The organism is Bacillus sp. 2175 (assembly GCF_057812155.1).
Genome location: NZ_CM173819.1, coordinates 90,001 through 106,484 on the forward strand (window position 1 = coordinate 90,001; position 16,484 = coordinate 106,484).

At 39.3% G+C, this 16,484-nt stretch carries 12 protein-coding genes, 2 rRNA genes and 1 other annotated feature (1 of these 15 running past the window's edge); all 14 genes read left to right on the forward strand.

Annotation, left to right across the window (positions count from 1 at the left end):
* A 23S ribosomal RNA gene (locus ACXKY9_RS00500) occupies nt 1-2,259 on the forward strand (it extends 663 nt beyond the left edge of the window).
* A gap of 48 nt (nt 2,260-2,307) precedes the next feature.
* A 5S ribosomal RNA gene (gene rrf, locus ACXKY9_RS00505) occupies nt 2,308-2,423 on the forward strand.
* Between the two features lie 208 nt (nt 2,424-2,631).
* Complete coding sequence (gene ctsR, locus ACXKY9_RS00510) at nt 2,632-3,093, forward strand: transcriptional regulator CtsR (protein WP_001244565.1); 462 nt, start codon at nt 2,632-2,634, stop codon at nt 3,091-3,093.
* A gap of 170 nt (nt 3,094-3,263) precedes the next feature.
* Nucleotides 3,264-3,812: a protein-arginine kinase activator protein McsA gene (gene mcsA, locus ACXKY9_RS00515; protein WP_000128398.1), complete on the forward strand. Its 549-nt coding sequence runs from the start codon at nt 3,264-3,266 to the stop codon at nt 3,810-3,812.
* Between the two features lie 4 nt (nt 3,813-3,816).
* On the forward strand, nt 3,817-4,881 hold the full coding sequence (mcsB, locus tag ACXKY9_RS00520; RefSeq protein WP_000050842.1) for a protein-arginine kinase McsB: 1,065 nt from the start codon (nt 3,817-3,819) through the stop codon (nt 4,879-4,881).
* A 22-nt stretch (nt 4,882-4,903) separates the two neighbouring features.
* Nucleotides 4,904-7,339, forward strand: a complete 2,436-nt coding sequence (clpC, locus tag ACXKY9_RS00525) for an ATP-dependent protease ATP-binding subunit ClpC (protein WP_000971187.1) — start codon at nt 4,904-4,906, stop codon at nt 7,337-7,339.
* Nucleotides 7,340-7,434: 95 nt separating this feature from the next.
* A complete protein-coding gene (radA, locus tag ACXKY9_RS00530; protein ID WP_001085202.1) occupies nt 7,435-8,811 on the forward strand; it encodes a DNA repair protein RadA in 1,377 nt (458 codons plus the stop codon).
* Between the two features lie 3 nt (nt 8,812-8,814).
* Nucleotides 8,815-9,888, forward strand: a complete 1,074-nt coding sequence (gene disA / locus ACXKY9_RS00535; RefSeq protein WP_000392158.1) for a DNA integrity scanning diadenylate cyclase DisA — start codon at nt 8,815-8,817, stop codon at nt 9,886-9,888.
* Nucleotides 9,889-10,048: 160 nt separating this feature from the next.
* Nucleotides 10,049-11,158 carry a PIN/TRAM domain-containing protein gene (locus ACXKY9_RS00540; protein ID WP_000919677.1) on the forward strand — a complete coding sequence of 370 codons (1,110 nt, stop codon included), beginning with the start codon at nt 10,049-10,051 and terminating at the stop codon, nt 11,156-11,158.
* Between the two features lie 16 nt (nt 11,159-11,174).
* Complete coding sequence (gene ispD / locus ACXKY9_RS00545; RefSeq protein ID WP_000288282.1) at nt 11,175-11,855, forward strand: 2-C-methyl-D-erythritol 4-phosphate cytidylyltransferase; 681 nt, start codon at nt 11,175-11,177, stop codon at nt 11,853-11,855.
* A 116-nt stretch (nt 11,856-11,971) separates the two neighbouring features.
* Complete coding sequence (gene ispF, locus ACXKY9_RS00550) at nt 11,972-12,448, forward strand: 2-C-methyl-D-erythritol 2,4-cyclodiphosphate synthase (protein ID WP_000488391.1); 477 nt, start codon at nt 11,972-11,974, stop codon at nt 12,446-12,448.
* Nucleotides 12,449-12,537: 89 nt separating this feature from the next.
* Nucleotides 12,538-13,995, forward strand: a complete 1,458-nt coding sequence (gene gltX / locus ACXKY9_RS00555; RefSeq protein WP_000415143.1) for a glutamate--tRNA ligase — start codon at nt 12,538-12,540, stop codon at nt 13,993-13,995.
* A gap of 47 nt (nt 13,996-14,042) precedes the next feature.
* Nucleotides 14,043-14,289: a binding site (T-box leader), on the forward strand.
* A 150-nt stretch (nt 14,290-14,439) separates the two neighbouring features.
* The gene (gene cysE, locus ACXKY9_RS00560; RefSeq protein ID WP_000476497.1) at nt 14,440-15,105 is read left to right on the forward strand and encodes a serine O-acetyltransferase; all 666 of its coding nucleotides are present in this window, start codon (nt 14,440-14,442) and stop codon (nt 15,103-15,105) included.
* The gene (gene cysS, locus ACXKY9_RS00565) at nt 15,086-16,483 is read left to right on the forward strand and encodes a cysteine--tRNA ligase (protein ID WP_000152277.1); all 1,398 of its coding nucleotides are present in this window, start codon (nt 15,086-15,088) and stop codon (nt 16,481-16,483) included. Before cysE ends, cysS begins: the two co-directional genes overlap by 20 nt.
* Nucleotide 16,484: the final 1 nt, after the last annotated feature.

The window sequence follows — 16,484 nt, forward strand, 5'->3', positions numbered from 1 at the left end:
CGGAGCCGCAGCGAAAGCGAGTCTGAATAGGGCGTTTAGTACGTGGTCGTAGACCCGAAACCAGGTGATCTACCCATGTCCAGGGTGAAGTTCAGGTAACACTGAATGGAGGCCCGAACCCACGCACGTTGAAAAGTGCGGGGATGAGGTGTGGGTAGCGGAGAAATTCCAATCGAACCTGGAGATAGCTGGTTCTCCCCGAAATAGCTTTAGGGCTAGCCTTAAGTGTAAGAGTCTTGGAGGTAGAGCACTGATTGGACTAGGGGTCCTCATCGGATTACCGAATTCAGTCAAACTCCGAATGCCAATGACTTATCCTTAGGAGTCAGACTGCGAGTGATAAGATCCGTAGTCAAAAGGGAAACAGCCCAGACCGCCAGCTAAGGTCCCAAAGTGTGTATTAAGTGGAAAAGGATGTGGAGTTGCTTAGACAACTAGGATGTTGGCTTAGAAGCAGCCACCATTTAAAGAGTGCGTAATAGCTCACTAGTCGAGTGACTCTGCGCCGAAAATGTACCGGGGCTAAATACACCACCGAAGCTGCGGATTGATACCAATGGTATCAGTGGTAGGGGAGCGTTCTAAGGACAGTGAAGTCAGACCGTAAGGACTGGTGGAGTGCTTAGAAGTGAGAATGCCGGTATGAGTAGCGAAAGACGGGTGAGAATCCCGTCCACCGAATGCCTAAGGTTTCCTGAGGAAGGCTCGTCCGCTCAGGGTTAGTCAGGACCTAAGCCGAGGCCGACAGGCGTAGGCGATGGACAACAGGTTGATATTCCTGTACCACCTCTTTATCGTTTGAGCAATGGAGGGACGCAGAAGGATAGAAGAAGCGTGCGATTGGTTGTGCACGTCCAAGCAGTTAGGCTGATAAGTAGGCAAATCCGCTTATCGCGTATGCTGAGCTGTGATGGGGAAGCTCCTTATGGAGCGAAGTCTTTGATTCCCCGCTGCCAAGAAAAGCTTCTAGCGAGATAAAAGGTGCCTGTACCGCAAACCGACACAGGTAGGCGAGGAGAGAATCCTAAGGTGTGCGAGAGAACTCTGGTTAAGGAACTCGGCAAAATGACCCCGTAACTTCGGGAGAAGGGGTGCTTTCTTAACGGAAAGCCGCAGTGAATAGGCCCAAGCGACTGTTTAGCAAAAACACAGCTCTCTGCGAAGCCGTAAGGCGAAGTATAGGGGGTGACACCTGCCCGGTGCTGGAAGGTTAAGGAGAGGGGTTAGCGTAAGCGAAGCTCTGAACTGAAGCCCCAGTAAACGGCGGCCGTAACTATAACGGTCCTAAGGTAGCGAAATTCCTTGTCGGGTAAGTTCCGACCCGCACGAAAGGTGTAACGATTTGGGCACTGTCTCAACCAGAGACTCGGTGAAATTATAGTACCTGTGAAGATGCAGGTTACCCGCGACAGGACGGAAAGACCCCGTGGAGCTTTACTGTAGCCTGATATTGAATTTTGGTACAGTTTGTACAGGATAGGCGGGAGCCATTGAAACCGGAGCGCTAGCTTCGGTGGAGGCGCTGGTGGGATACCGCCCTGACTGTATTGAAATTCTAACCTACGGGTCTTATCGACCCGGGAGACAGTGTCAGGTGGGCAGTTTGACTGGGGCGGTCGCCTCCTAAAGTGTAACGGAGGCGCCCAAAGGTTCCCTCAGAATGGTTGGAAATCATTCGTAGAGTGCAAAGGCATAAGGGAGCTTGACTGCGAGACCTACAAGTCGAGCAGGGACGAAAGTCGGGCTTAGTGATCCGGTGGTTCCGCATGGAAGGGCCATCGCTCAACGGATAAAAGCTACCCCGGGGATAACAGGCTTATCTCCCCCAAGAGTCCACATCGACGGGGAGGTTTGGCACCTCGATGTCGGCTCATCGCATCCTGGGGCTGTAGTCGGTCCCAAGGGTTGGGCTGTTCGCCCATTAAAGCGGTACGCGAGCTGGGTTCAGAACGTCGTGAGACAGTTCGGTCCCTATCCGTCGTGGGCGTAGGAAATTTGAGAGGAGCTGTCCTTAGTACGAGAGGACCGGGATGGACGCACCGCTGGTGTACCAGTTGTTCTGCCAAGGGCATAGCTGGGTAGCTATGTGCGGAAGGGATAAGTGCTGAAAGCATCTAAGCATGAAGCCCCCCTCAAGATGAGATTTCCCATAGCGTAAGCTAGTAAGATCCCTGAAAGATGATCAGGTTGATAGGTTCGAGGTGGAAGCATGGTGACATGTGGAGCTGACGAATACTAATAGATCGAGGACTTAACCATATAATATGTAGCAATGTTATCTAGTTTTGAAGGAATATGCCTTCATAGTTTGGTGATGATGGCAGAGAGGTCACACCCGTTCCCATACCGAACACGGAAGTTAAGCTCTCTAGCGCCGATGGTAGTTGGGACCTTGTCCCTGTGAGAGTAGGACGTCGCCAAGCAACTAAACACGAGTCAAATGACTCGTGTTTTTTCGTGTTTTCTTTTATAATCCATAGTAATTAAAAAAATGTGCTTAAATAATTACTATTTTGATTAAATGCAGGGGAATGTGGCTAGGATAGTGAATAAGCAAAAGAGTTGCAAATTTTATTAATACGTATATAATTAAAGTCAAAGATAGTCAAAGTCAATAAAGGTGGCGGATAAATGAGAAATATATCTGATATCATTGAGCAATATCTAAAGCAAGTTATTGACTTAAGTAATAATAATGTGATTGAAATCAAAAGAAATGAGATTGCGGATCGATTCGAGTGCGTACCATCTCAAATCAATTATGTAATCAATACCCGTTTTACATTAGAAAGAGGATTTGTAGTAGAAAGTAAACGTGGTGGAGGAGGTTACATTCGCATTATAAAAGTCAAACTGCATGATGATATAGACATTATTGATCAAATGCTTCATATGATTGATCATAGCGTTGCACAAGGGAATGCAGAGAGTATGATTATACGTTTATTAGAAGAGGGAATCATAACAGGCCGTGAAGCAAAACTAATGTTAAGTGTACTAGATCGTTCTGTATTATCAATGGATATTCCTTCTCGAGATGAACTTAGGGCTCGAATATTATGCGCAATGTTAAGAACACTGAAATATAAATAAATACAGCTTTTGTAAAAGAATGATAATTAAGATAGGGCAGTTAAATATTGTAGAAGTTTTGAAAAAGAGCATGTACTTTTATCTAAATGGATTAAGGAAAGAGGACAATCTAGTAATGTATGAAAAGTATCATGAGGTAGATCGTTCCTGTTGTAAAGGTGGGGATATTGATGACTTGTCAAAACTGTAATATAAGACCAGCAACTTTACATTATACAAAAGTAATCAACGAGAAGAAGGCGGAAGTTCATCTTTGTGAGCAATGTGCAGAGCAAAGTGGCTATACGTCTTTCTTTCAATCATCACAGTCTAACTTTTCATTTCATGATGTATTTGCTGGTTTATTACACGGTGAATCAACAATGTTTGGAGAAGGAAAAAACGGGTTTTCAAATACAAATACAATAAGATGTCCAGGTTGTAAGATGACATACGAACATTTTACAAAGGTGGGACGCCTTGGTTGTGCTTCTTGTTACGATACATTTAAAGGACACTTAAACCCATTGTTAAAACGACTTCATGGTGGACATACAGAACATTGTGGAAAAATTCCGGAACGAATGGAAGGAAATATCCACTTAAAGAAAGAATTAGATGAACTAAAACTTATTCTGAAACAATATGTACAGAATGAGGAGTTTGAGAAAGCTGCTGAGGTAAGAGATGAAATTCGAGGGCTTGAAACTCAGCTTAGTGAGCATAGAGAGGGGGAGTAGTTCTATGTCACTGGACAAAATTATGAATGAAGCGATTAGTCCATGGATGAAGGGGGATGGCCCTGATTCTGATATTGTTTTAAGTAGTCGAATTCGTTTGGCTCGTAATTTTAAGCAATATCAATTTTCTACTATGCAAAACGAAGAGGAAGCTCAAAAGGTTCAAGAATTATTTAAAAAGAAATTTATAAATAAAGCGGTAGAGCCCTTTGGGAAGTTTGGACTATTAAAAATGAATGAATTAACGCCTCTTCAAAGGAGAGTTTTAGTCGAAAAGCATTTAATTAGTCCAAATCTAGCAGGGACTGAATATGGAGCATGTCTGTTATCAGAAAGCGAACACATTAGTGTGATGCTTAATGAGGAAGACCACATTAGGATTCAGTGCCTATTTCCAGGACTACAGTTATCAAAGGCGCTTCAAAGCGCCAATCAAATAGATAATTGGATTGAGAAAGAGGTTGAATATGCTTTTGATGAATCACTTGGATATATTACGAGTTGTCCTACTAACGTTGGTACAGGATTAAGAGCTTCTGTAATGATTCATTTACCAGGGCTGGTTTTAACAAAAAGAATTAGCCGTATTATACAAGTAATTCAAAAATTAGGTTTAGTAGTAAGAGGAATATACGGTGAAGGTAGCGAAGCGTTAGGTAATATATTTCAAGTATCAAATCAAATGACGCTAGGGAAATCCGAAGAAGATATTATTGCAGATTTAAAGAGTGTCATGCAGCAAATTATACAACAAGAAAAATTGGCCAGAGAATTAATTGTACAAAATTCGAGTATTGAGCTTGAAGATAAGGTTTATCGTTCTTACGGTATACTAGCAAATAGTCGTTTAATTCAATCTGCAGAAGCGGCAACTTGCTTATCGGATGTACGACTTGGTATTGATCTAGGATATATAAAAGGTATATCGAGAAATATTTTGACTGAGCTAATGGTTCTTACGCAACCAGGTATTTTACAACAATACGCAGGAGGACCTTTAGGACCAGAAGAAAGAGATTATCGAAGAGCAACCTTAATCCGTGAGCGATTACGTATTGAAAAAAACTAAGCGCAAGTAGGAGGCGATTTCTATGATGTTTGGAAGATTTACAGAAAGAGCACAGAAAGTATTAGCTTTATCTCAAGAGGAAGCAATTCGCATTGGGCATAATAATATTGGAACAGAACATATTTTACTTGGGCTTGTACGCGAAGGTGAAGGAATTGCAGCAAAAGCGTTAATTGCTCTTGGATTGAGCCCGGAGAAAGTGCAAAAAGAGGTAGAAGCGTTAATTGGACGTGGAACAGAAGCTTCTCAAACTGTACATTATACACCTCGTGCTAAAAAAGTTATTGAATTGTCTATGGATGAAGCGCGTAAGCTAGGACATTCTTACGTTGGAACAGAACATATTTTACTTGGCTTAATCCGTGAAGGTGAAGGTGTAGCGGCACGTGTTTTAAATAATTTAGGCGTCAGCCTTAACAAAGCAAGACAACAAGTGTTACAACTTCTTGGAAGTAACGAGGCAAGTTCAGGTCACCAAGGTGGTTCATCGACAAATGCCAATACACCGACACTAGACAGTTTAGCGCGCGACTTAACAGTTGTTGCACGTGAGAATCGTTTGGATCCTGTTATTGGACGTAGTAAAGAAATTCAACGTGTAATTGAAGTGTTAAGCCGTAGAACAAAAAACAATCCAGTGTTAATTGGAGAGCCTGGTGTAGGTAAAACAGCAATTGCTGAAGGGTTAGCACAGCAAATCGTAAATAATGAAGTTCCTGAAACGTTAAGAGATAAGCGTGTTATGACACTAGATATGGGAACAGTGGTAGCTGGGACGAAATATCGTGGTGAGTTTGAAGATCGTTTAAAGAAAGTAATGGATGAAATACGTCAAGCAGGGAATATTATTCTATTTATTGATGAACTTCATACATTAATCGGTGCAGGTGGAGCAGAAGGTGCAATCGATGCATCAAATATTTTAAAACCATCTTTAGCACGCGGAGAATTACAATGTATTGGTGCGACAACTTTAGATGAGTATCGTAAATATATTGAAAAGGATGCAGCTTTAGAGAGACGTTTCCAGCCAATTCATGTTGATGAGCCGAGTCTAGAAGAATCAACTCAAATCTTGAAAGGTTTACGCGATCGTTATGAGGCCCATCACCGTGTGTCTATTACAGATGATGCAATTGATGCAGCTGTGAAACTTTCCGATCGTTATATTACGGATCGTTTCTTACCAGATAAAGCAATTGATTTAATTGATGAAGCTGCTTCAAAGGTTCGCTTACGTTCTTATACAACACCACCAAACTTAAAAGAGCTTGAAGTGAATCTTGAGGAAATTCGAAAAGAAAAAGATGCGGCTGTACAAAGTCAAGAGTTTGAAAAGGCTGCTTCCTTACGTGATATGGAACAACGCTTACGTGAGAAATTGGAAGATACAAAGCGTCAGTGGAAAGAACAACAAGGAAAAGAAAATTCAGAGGTTACGGTAGAAGATATTGCAAATGTCGTTTCTACATGGACACGTATCCCTGTTTCTAAACTTGCACAAACAGAGACTGATAAATTATTAAACTTAGAATCCATTCTTCATGATCGTGTCATCGGCCAGGATGAAGCGGTAGTGGCTGTAGCGAAAGCTGTTCGTCGTGCAAGAGCAGGACTGAAAGATCCGAAACGTCCAATTGGTTCATTTATTTTCTTAGGACCAACAGGTGTAGGTAAAACAGAATTAGCAAGAGCATTGGCAGAATCTATGTTCGGTGATGAGGATGCAATGATTCGCATTGATATGTCTGAGTATATGGAGAAACATTCAACTTCTCGCTTAGTTGGTTCTCCTCCAGGATATGTTGGGTATGAAGAAGGCGGACAATTAACAGAGAAGGTTCGTCGTAAGCCGTATTCAGTTGTCCTATTAGATGAAGTAGAGAAGGCGCATCCTGATGTATTTAATATTTTACTACAGGTATTGGAAGATGGTCGTTTAACTGATTCTAAAGGACGTACAGTTGACTTCCGTAATACGATTGTTATTATGACGTCTAACGTTGGTGCTGAGGCGTTAAAACGTAACAAACATCTTGGATTTAACGTACAAGATGAAAGTCGTGATTATTCGGATATGAAAGGTAAAGTAATGGATGAGCTGAAAAAGGCATTTCGTCCAGAATTCTTAAACCGTATTGATGAAATTATCGTATTCCATATGCTTGAGAAAAAACATATTCAAGAAATTGTGACTCTTATGGTAAATCAGTTAGTGAATCGCTTAAAAGAACAAGAAATTGAATTGCAATTAACAGAAGGGGCGATTGCAGCTATTGCTGATAAAGGGTTTGATCGTGAATATGGTGCTCGTCCACTACGTAGAGCAATTCAGAAGCATGTAGAAGATAGACTATCGGAAGAACTTTTAAAAGGTGCTATTGAGAAAGGACAAAAAGTTATCTTTGATGTAGAAGGGGAAACATTTGTCATTCATAGTGCTGAAAAGGTAAAATAAGTATAGACAAACTAAGAGGGCTACGAGATAGCCCTCTTTCTTGTACGAGAAGGTCAAATGTTTATAGATGAAAGCGAAGTGAAATATAAAAAGATATGGCTAAAAAGAAAACAAAATTCACATGTCAAGAGTGTGGTTATCAATCACCAAAATATATGGGTAAATGTCCAGGGTGTGGTCAATGGAATTCGCTTGTTGAAGAGATGGAACCCGTTGTATCATCCAGACGCCTAAATTATGCAAATGCAATTCAAACAGAAGTAACAAAACCAAGACGTCTTACAGAAGTAGAAACAAAGTCTGAGGCACGTATTGAAACAAAATTTCAGGAGTTTAACCGTGTACTAGGTGGCGGAATTGTAGATGGATCTTTAGTACTTATTGGTGGGGACCCTGGGATTGGAAAATCAACGTTATTATTACAGATTTCCTCGCAATTAGCAGATGCTTCATATGATGTATTGTATATATCAGGTGAGGAGTCAGCAAAGCAGATTAAACTTCGTGCAGATCGTTTACATGTAAATGGTAGTAATCTATTTGTTGTATCAGAGACAGATTTACAGCGTATTGCAGCACATATTGAAGAGATGAATCCTGCTTTTGTTGTTATTGATTCTATTCAAACGATACATTTACCTGAGGTGACATCAGCTCCTGGTAGCGTGGCGCAAGTACGTGAATGTACAGCAGAATTAATGAAACTTGCAAAAACAAAGGGAATCCCAATTTTCATCGTAGGACATGTGACAAAAGAAGGTGCAATTGCGGGGCCGCGTATGTTAGAACATATGGTCGATGCAGTTCTTTACTTTGAAGGAGATCGACACCATACATATCGTATTTTACGAGCTGTAAAGAATCGTTTTGGTTCTACGAATGAAATGGGTATCTTTGAAATGAAAGAACTTGGCCTTGCAGAAGTCTTAAATCCTTCTGAAATTTTCCTTGAGGAAAGACCAGTTGGAGTTGCAGGTTCAACAGTAGTTGCCTCAATGGAAGGAACAAGACCAGTTTTAGTAGAAATACAGGCATTAATTTCCCCTACTAGTTTTGGAAATCCTCGAAGAATGGCGACAGGAATTGATCATAATCGTGTCTCGCTTATTATGGCGGTACTAGAGAAAAGAACAGGTTTACTATTACAAAATCAAGATGCGTATTTAAAAGTAGCTGGTGGTTTGAAATTAGATGAACCGGCAATTGATTTAGCTGTTGCCTTAAGTATAGCTTCAAGTTTTAGAGATAAATCTACGGCACCAACTGATGCGGTAATAGGAGAAGTTGGATTAACTGGAGAAATAAGAAGAGTATCAAGAATCGAACAACGTGTACAAGAAGCAGCTAAATTAGGATTTCAACGTGCTATCATTCCTAGAAAAAATTTAGGGGGGTGGACAATTCCAGAGGGGATTGAGGTTGTAGGTGTTTCTAATTTAGGAGAAGCGCTTCGTTTGACATTAGGAGGCTAGGCTATGGAAGAAAATAAGCAACGTGTCAAAAGTATAATTAATATTTTACAGCTCGTGGCCCCGGGAACACCACTGCGCGAAGGGATAGATAATGTACTTCGTGCACAAACAGGGGGACTAATTGTTCTTGGGTATAATGAGCAGATTAAAAGCATTGTTGATGGTGGTTTTCATATTAATTGCGCATTCTCTCCTGCTAGTTTATATGAATTAGCAAAAATGGATGGAGCACTTATTTTAAATGAAACTGGAAGTAAAATTTTAATTGCAAACGCACAGTTAGTTCCGGATTCATCTATTGATTCTATTGAAACAGGTATGCGTCACCGAACAGCAGAGCGTGTAGCAAAGCAGACGGGCAGCCTTGTTGTGGCCATTTCACAAAGACGTAATGTAATTACGCTATATCAAGGGAACTTACGTTATACACTAAAAGATATAGGTGTCATTTTAACGAAGGCAAATCAAGCAATTCAAACGCTAGAAAAATATAAGGCTGTATGGAATGACGGCATTACGAATTTGGGTATTCTAGAATTTGAAGAGGTCGTTACAATGTCCGAGGTGGTTCACGTTTTACATAGTGTTGAAATGGTGCTGCGTATAAAAAATGAAATATTGAGCTATATTCATGAGCTAGGAACAGAAGGTAGGTTAATTCGTTTACAGCTTACAGAATTACTAGCTGATTTAGAGGCAGAGGCAGCATTGTTAATTAAAGATTATCACCAGGAGAAAACACAAGACCATCATCAAATCTTGAAAAAGTTACAAGATCTTGCAAATACACAACTTTTAGAGGATAGTGATTTAGTTAAATTACTTGGGTATCCAGGACAAACAAGTTTAGAAGAAAGTGTGACACCTAGAGGGTACCGAATCACAAGCAAGATTTCTCGTGTTCCGCCACTTATTATCGAGAATTTAATTAATCGATTTAAAACATTGCAAGGTGTTTGCCGAGCAACTATTAATGAATTGGATGATGTGGAAGGAATTGGAGAAGTGAGAGCGAAGAAAATACGAGAAGGTCTAAAAAGAATTCAAGAGCATCTCTATATGAGTAGACACAATTAAGAATATTACATTGATTCTATAATATAACGACACTAGAACATTTTTGGTATATGATATGATATATTGGTAAATAAAACTATTTACAAAAAAACACGTCCGCTTTTGCATTCGGCGTTTTGATTAGCGAAACAATGGTTAATAATGAGTAGGAGGTGGTTGGATGTTAAAACGGATTGTACAGCTCTTCTTTTTAGTGATCGGGGGAGCGTTAGGGATTTACTTAATCCCAAAAATTATTAATGTATTAGATATCGGTGCGGTTCCTTTGTTGGAAGGATCGTATGTTCGTGCAATTATTGGTGCAATTATTTTATTTTTAACAACATTTTGGCTTGTAGATTATATTGTTCAACTTATTAAGCATATTGAAGAGGCTCTTGTAAAGGCGCCTGTAGCAGATGTTTTATTTGGTACATTAGGATTAATCTCTGGTCTTATTGTTGCATATTTAATTTTGATACCAATTCGTGAATTTACAATTCCAGTTATTAGTACGGTGTTGCAAGTGTTCTTCACCCTTTTACTTGGATATTTAGGATTCCAAGTAGGATTTAAAAAGAGGAATGAATTGCTAGGATTATTTACATTACCCCAACGCGGAGGTAAGAAGAAAAACAATAGTGAGAATGAAGAGGTAGAGGTCGAAGCAGAAAAATCTACGACTCATTGGAAAATTCTCGATACGAGTGTAATTATTGACGGACGTATTGCAGATATTTGCCAAACAAAGTTTTTAGAAGGAACAATTGTCATTCCGCAATTCGTATTAGAAGAGCTTCAGCATATTGCCGATTCTTCAGATGCTTTAAAGCGTAATCGTGGCCGCAGAGGGCTAGACATTTTAAATCGTATTCAAAAGGAGATGCCAATTCCGGTAGAAATTTATGAAGGCGATTTCGATGATATCCAAGAAGTAGATAGCAAGCTTGTAAAGTTGGCAAAAATCACTGGTGGAACTGTAGTAACAAACGATTTCAATTTAAACAAAGTTTCTGAATTACAAGGGGTTACGGTGTTAAACATTAATGATTTAGCTAATGCGATTAAACCAGTCGTACTCCCTGGTGAAGAATTAAGTGTTTATGTTGTGAAAGATGGTAAAGAACAAAATCAAGGTGTTGCATACTTAGATGATGGTACGATGATTGTAGTAGAAGATGGTAGAGAGTATGTGGGTTCACAACTTGACGTACTTGTTACTAGCGTATTACAAACATCGGCTGGTCGTATGATTTTTGCAAAACGTAAATTGCTAGAAAAAGCATTATAAGTAGAGGATTATTAATATGTATACATTAATTATTCCGGCAGCGGGCCAAGGAAAACGAATGGGTGCTGGTAAAAATAAGTTATTTTTACTTATAGATGAAGTACCAATTATTGTGCACACATTGCGTGCTTTTGAAAAAGATAAAGCGTGCAAAAGTATTATTATGGCAATTAACGAAGAAGAACGCCCGTATTTTGAAGAGTTAATGCAGAAGTACCAGATTGAAAAGCACGTACAATTTATTCAGGGTGGAGCCGAAAGACAAGATAGCGTATATAACGCACTTCAGTATGCGAGTGGTGTCGAATATGTTCTTGTGCATGACGGGGCGCGCCCGTTCGTAACGAATAAAGTGATTCGCGATGTATTAATTGCAGCAGAAAAATATGGAGCTTCCATTTGTGCAGTGCCAGTAAAAGATACTGTTAAGAAAGTAGAGCAGGGTGTTGTTGTAGAAACGGTAGAGCGATCTCAACTTAACGCTGTACAAACACCACAAGGATTCTCTGTTTCTCTTTTGCTAGAAGCTCATAGAAGCGCAAAGCAAAGTTGTTTTCTTGGCACAGATGATGCAAGTCTCGTAGAACGTGTTGGGAAGCAAGTAGGTGTAGTAGAGGGGAGTTACTATAATATTAAAGTGACGACTCCGGAAGATCTATTAATTGCTGAAAGTTTCCTACGTGTTCAGAAGAAATAACGTTGATGATGTGTTAATAAAGAAAAGCTCGGCAACAGCCGGGCTTTTCTTTATAAGGATAGCGATATAATATAGAGTCATAAAGCTCAGTAGTTTAGCTTAAGGAGGAAGTAAGGATGTTTCGAATTGGACAAGGTTTTGATGTACATGAATTTGCGGAAGGGCGCCCGTTGATTATTGGTGGAATTACAATTCCACACGAGAAAGGATTAATCGGTCATTCAGATGCAGATGTATTGTTACATACGATTGCTGATGCATGTTTAGGTGCGATTGCAGCAGGAGATATCGGAAAGCACTTTCCTGATACAGACCCAGCTTTTAAAGATGCAGATTCAGCTGTATTGTTACAAAAAGTTTGGGAATTTGTGCGTGAACAAGGTTACGAGTTAGGAAATTTAGATTGTACAATTATTGCTCAACAACCAAAAATGGCACCACATATTGAGAGCATGCGTAAGCGCATTAGTGAACTGTTAGAAACGTCTATCGATAACATTAATGTAAAGGCAACAACAACAGAAAAATTAGGATTTACAGGTAGAGAAGAAGGGATTGCTTCTCAAGCGGTTGTTTTATTACAGAAAAAATAATGGTTTTTAATTCGTAAGATGGATAATCACATTTTTTTGGTGTACAATTATAGAATGTGTTGACATTAAGGATGGAAGGTGTACCAATTATGGAAAAGCAAGTGAGAGTACGCTACGCGCCAAGTCCAACAGGACACTTACATATCGGAAATGCGCGTACGGCATTATTTAATTATTTATTTGCTCGTCATTTAGATGGCAAATTTATTATTCGTATTGAAGATACTGATGTAAAACGTAACGTGGCTGGTGGAGAAGAAAGCCAATTAAAATACTTGAAATGGCTCGGTATGGACTGGGATGAAGGTGTTGATGTTGGTGGTGAATTTGGACCATATCGCCAAACAGAGCGTTTAGATATTTATAAAAAATTATATGAAGATTTATTAGAGCGTGGTCTAGCTTATAAATGTTATATGACAGAAGAAGAGCTAGAAGCAGAGCGTGAAGGACAAATCGCTCGCGGTGAAACACCTCGTTACGCAGGTAACCACCGTGAATTAACTGAAGAACAAGTGAAAGAATTTGAAGCTGAGGGACGTATTCCAAGTATTCGTTTCCGTGTACCAGCTGATCGTGACTACACATTCAAAGATATTGTAAAAGATGAAGTTGCGTTCCATTCAAATGATTTCGGTGATTTTGTTATTGTGAAAAAAGATGGAATTCCAACTTATAACTTTGCAGTAGCAGTAGATGATCATCTAATGGAAATTACACATGTACTTCGTGGTGATGATCATATTTCAAATACACCGAAACAAATGATGATTTATGAAGCTTTCGGCTGGGATATTCCACAATTCGGTCATATGACTCTAATTGTTAATGAAAGTCGTAAAAAGTTAAGTAAGCGTGATGAATCTATTATTCAATTTATTGAGCAATATAAAGAGCTTGGGTATCTTCCAGAAGCAATCTTTAACTTTATTGCACTACTAGGTTGGTCTCCGGTAGGAGAAGAAGAAATCTTCTCTAAAGATGAGTTTATCAAAATGTTCGATGCAGCTCGTTTATCAAAATCACCTGCATTATTTGATTCTCAAAAACTAAAATGGATGAACAACCAGTATATGAAAAAGCAAGATTTAGATACGGTTGTAGAGTTAAGCTTACCGCATTTAGTGAAAGCTGGACGTGTGGGAGAAACTTTAAGCGAACAAGACCAAGCTTGGATTCGTGATGTAATTGCTTTATACCATGAACAAATGAGTTTTGGAGCTGAAATTGTAGAGCTTTCTGAAATGTTCTTTAAAGATCATGTTGACTATGAAGAAGAAGGACAAGAAGTATTAAATGGTGAACAAGTACCTGAAGTACTTCGTGCATTTGCTGGTCAAATAGAAGCTCTAGAAGCAATGGAGCCAGCAGCAATTAAGGCAGCGATTAAAGCAGTTCAAAAGGAAACAGGACATAAAGGTAAAAATTTATTTATGCCAATCCGTGTTGCAACTACAGGACAAACGCATGGTCCAGAGCTTCCGAATGCTATTGCACTTCTTGGAAAAGAAAAAGTTTTAAATCGTCTTCAAAAAGTAATTGGTTAACATTTTCTAGGTTTAGAAATATAATAAGTATACCTAAAACCTAATAAGGAAAAGCGACGAGAAGGAGAAGTAGAAAATCAGGCTTTTTACAGAGAGAACCACCTTTAGGCTGGGAGTGGTTTATAAGCGGATTTTTGAAATGCCCCTTCGAGTCTTCTGCTGAACAGCGAATTGCTTCGTGGGATGTCTTAGGCCGCAAAGTAAGCAGGAGCGGTGTACACCGTTATCATGGATGAGTTTGAGGCTTTTTTAAGCCTAAACAGAGTGGAACCGCGCTTAAAAGGCGTCTCTGTCAATATGACAGAGACGCCTTTTTTTTATACCGTGTAAATAGGTATGAATATAGAATTTATCTCCTTATATAAAGAATTAGGGGAGAAGTGATGAGTTAGGGGAGTTAGTTCGTTCGACAAAAAAGCAGCCCATAAAGGGGAGGGAACACCGATGTTTAAGAGGCTTCGGGAAGATATTGAAGTCGTTTTTGAACAGGATCCAGCGGCAAGAGGTTATTTCGAAGTCATTTTAACTTACTCTGGATTACATGCAGTTTGGGCCCATCGAATTGCACATGCTTTTTATAAAAGAAATTTTTTCTTTCTTGCACGTTTTGTTTCACAAGTGAGCCGCTTTTTTACTGGCATTGAGATCCATCCAGGAGCAACTATTGGTCGACGCTTTTTTATAGATCATGGAATGGGAGTTGTAATTGGAGAAACTTGTGAAATTGGTGATAATGTAACGATTTATCAAGGGGTTACATTAGGTGGTACAGGAAAAGAAAAAGGGAAGAGGCACCCAACAATTCAGGATAATGTATTAATTGCGACGGGTGCTAAAGTTCTTGGGTCTATTACTGTGGGAGAGAATTCTAAAATCGGAGCAGGGTCTGTCGTATTAAAAGAAGTTCCTGCACATTCTACAGTTGTAGGTATACCTGGCCGTGTCGTTATTCAAAATGGAGTAAAGATTGGTCAAGAATTAAATCACTCTGACCTTCCAGATCCGATTTTTGATAAATTAAAGGCTATGGAAGTAGAACTTGATAAATTGAAGAAACAATTGGAATTAAAGGTAGAAAGGAAGGATAAAAATGACTATTCACATTTATAATACGTTAACACGTCAAAAAGAAGAGTTTGTTCCATTAGAAGAAAATAAGGTAAAGATGTATGTATGCGGACCTACAGTTTATAACTACATTCATATTGGGAATGCAAGACCTCCTATGGTATTCGATACAGTGCGTCGTTATTTAGAATACAAAGGATACGATGTGCAATATGTATCTAACTTTACGGACGTAGATGATAAATTAATTAAAGCGGCAAATGAATTAGGTGAAGATGTACCAACGATTGCTGATCGTTTTGTTGAAGCGTACTTTGAAGATGTAACAGCACTAGGTTGCAAACACGCAACAGTTCATCCTCGTGTAACAGAAAATATGGATATCATTATTGAATTTATTCAAGAACTTGTGAATAAAGGGTATGCATATGAATCAGAGGGTGATGTGTACTTTAAGACGAAGGAATTCGAAGGTTACGGTAAATTATCACATCAACCAATCGCAGATTTACGTCACGGTGCTCGTATTGAGGTAGGGGAAAAGAAACAAGACCCTCTTGATTTTGCTTTATGGAAAGCTGCGAAAGAAGGAGAAATCTTCTGGGAAAGCCCTTGGGGGCAAGGACGTCCAGGATGGCATATTGAATGCTCAGCAATGGCGCGTAAGTATTTAGGGGATACAATTGACATTCATGCTGGTGGGCAAGACTTGGCGTTCCCGCATCATGAAAATGAAATTGCGCAGTCAGAGGCATTGACTGGAAAAACGTTTGCACGTTACTGGATGCATAATGGATATATTAATATTAACAATGAGAAGATGTCTAAATCGCTGGGTAACTTTATTTTAGTTCACGATATTATTAAGCAATACGACCCGCAGTTAATTAGATTCTTTATGTTATCAGTACACTATCGTCACCCGATTAACTTTAGTGAAGAGTTATTACAAAGTACGAATAATGGACTGGAAAGAATTAAAACAGCTTATGGAAACTTAAAGCATCGTATGGAGAGTAGTACGGATTTAACGGACCATAATGAGAAATGGTTAGCTGAAATAGAGAAATTCCAGACTGCATTTGAAGAGGCAATGAATGATGACTTTAACACTGCAAATGCAATTACCGAATTATACAACGTAGCAAATCATGCAAATCAATATTTACTTGAAGAGCATACATCTAAAGTTGTGATTGAAGCATACGTAAAACAACTGGAAACGTTATTTGATATTTTAGGATTAGAATTATCAAAAGAAGAATTACTGGATAAAGAAATTGAAGAGCTTATCCAAAAGCGCATTGAAGCTCGTAAAAATCGCGATTTCGCATTGTCTGATCAAATTCGTGACGATTTAAAAGAACGTAATATTATTTTAGAAGATACCGCTCAAGGTACAAGATGGAAAAGAGGATAAG

What these genes read in the sequence shown, in the direction of transcription:
- ctsR (WP_001244565.1), top strand. Translation starts at nt 2,632, where the DNA reads ATGAGAAATATATCTGATATCATTGAGCAATATCTAAAGCAAGTTATT.
- mcsA (WP_000128398.1), top strand. Translation starts at nt 3,264, where the DNA reads ATGACTTGTCAAAACTGTAATATAAGACCAGCAACTTTACATTATACA.
- mcsB (WP_000050842.1), top strand. Translation starts at nt 3,817, where the DNA reads ATGTCACTGGACAAAATTATGAATGAAGCGATTAGTCCATGGATGAAG.
- clpC (WP_000971187.1), top strand. Translation starts at nt 4,904, where the DNA reads ATGATGTTTGGAAGATTTACAGAAAGAGCACAGAAAGTATTAGCTTTA.
- radA (WP_001085202.1), top strand. Translation starts at nt 7,435, where the DNA reads ATGGCTAAAAAGAAAACAAAATTCACATGTCAAGAGTGTGGTTATCAA.
- disA (WP_000392158.1), top strand. Translation starts at nt 8,815, where the DNA reads ATGGAAGAAAATAAGCAACGTGTCAAAAGTATAATTAATATTTTACAG.
- ACXKY9_RS00540 (WP_000919677.1), top strand. Translation starts at nt 10,049, where the DNA reads ATGTTAAAACGGATTGTACAGCTCTTCTTTTTAGTGATCGGGGGAGCG.
- ispD (WP_000288282.1), top strand. Translation starts at nt 11,175, where the DNA reads ATGTATACATTAATTATTCCGGCAGCGGGCCAAGGAAAACGAATGGGT.
- ispF (WP_000488391.1), top strand. Translation starts at nt 11,972, where the DNA reads ATGTTTCGAATTGGACAAGGTTTTGATGTACATGAATTTGCGGAAGGG.
- gltX (WP_000415143.1), top strand. Translation starts at nt 12,538, where the DNA reads ATGGAAAAGCAAGTGAGAGTACGCTACGCGCCAAGTCCAACAGGACAC.
- cysE (WP_000476497.1), top strand. Translation starts at nt 14,440, where the DNA reads ATGTTTAAGAGGCTTCGGGAAGATATTGAAGTCGTTTTTGAACAGGAT.
- cysS (WP_000152277.1), top strand. Translation starts at nt 15,086, where the DNA reads ATGACTATTCACATTTATAATACGTTAACACGTCAAAAAGAAGAGTTT.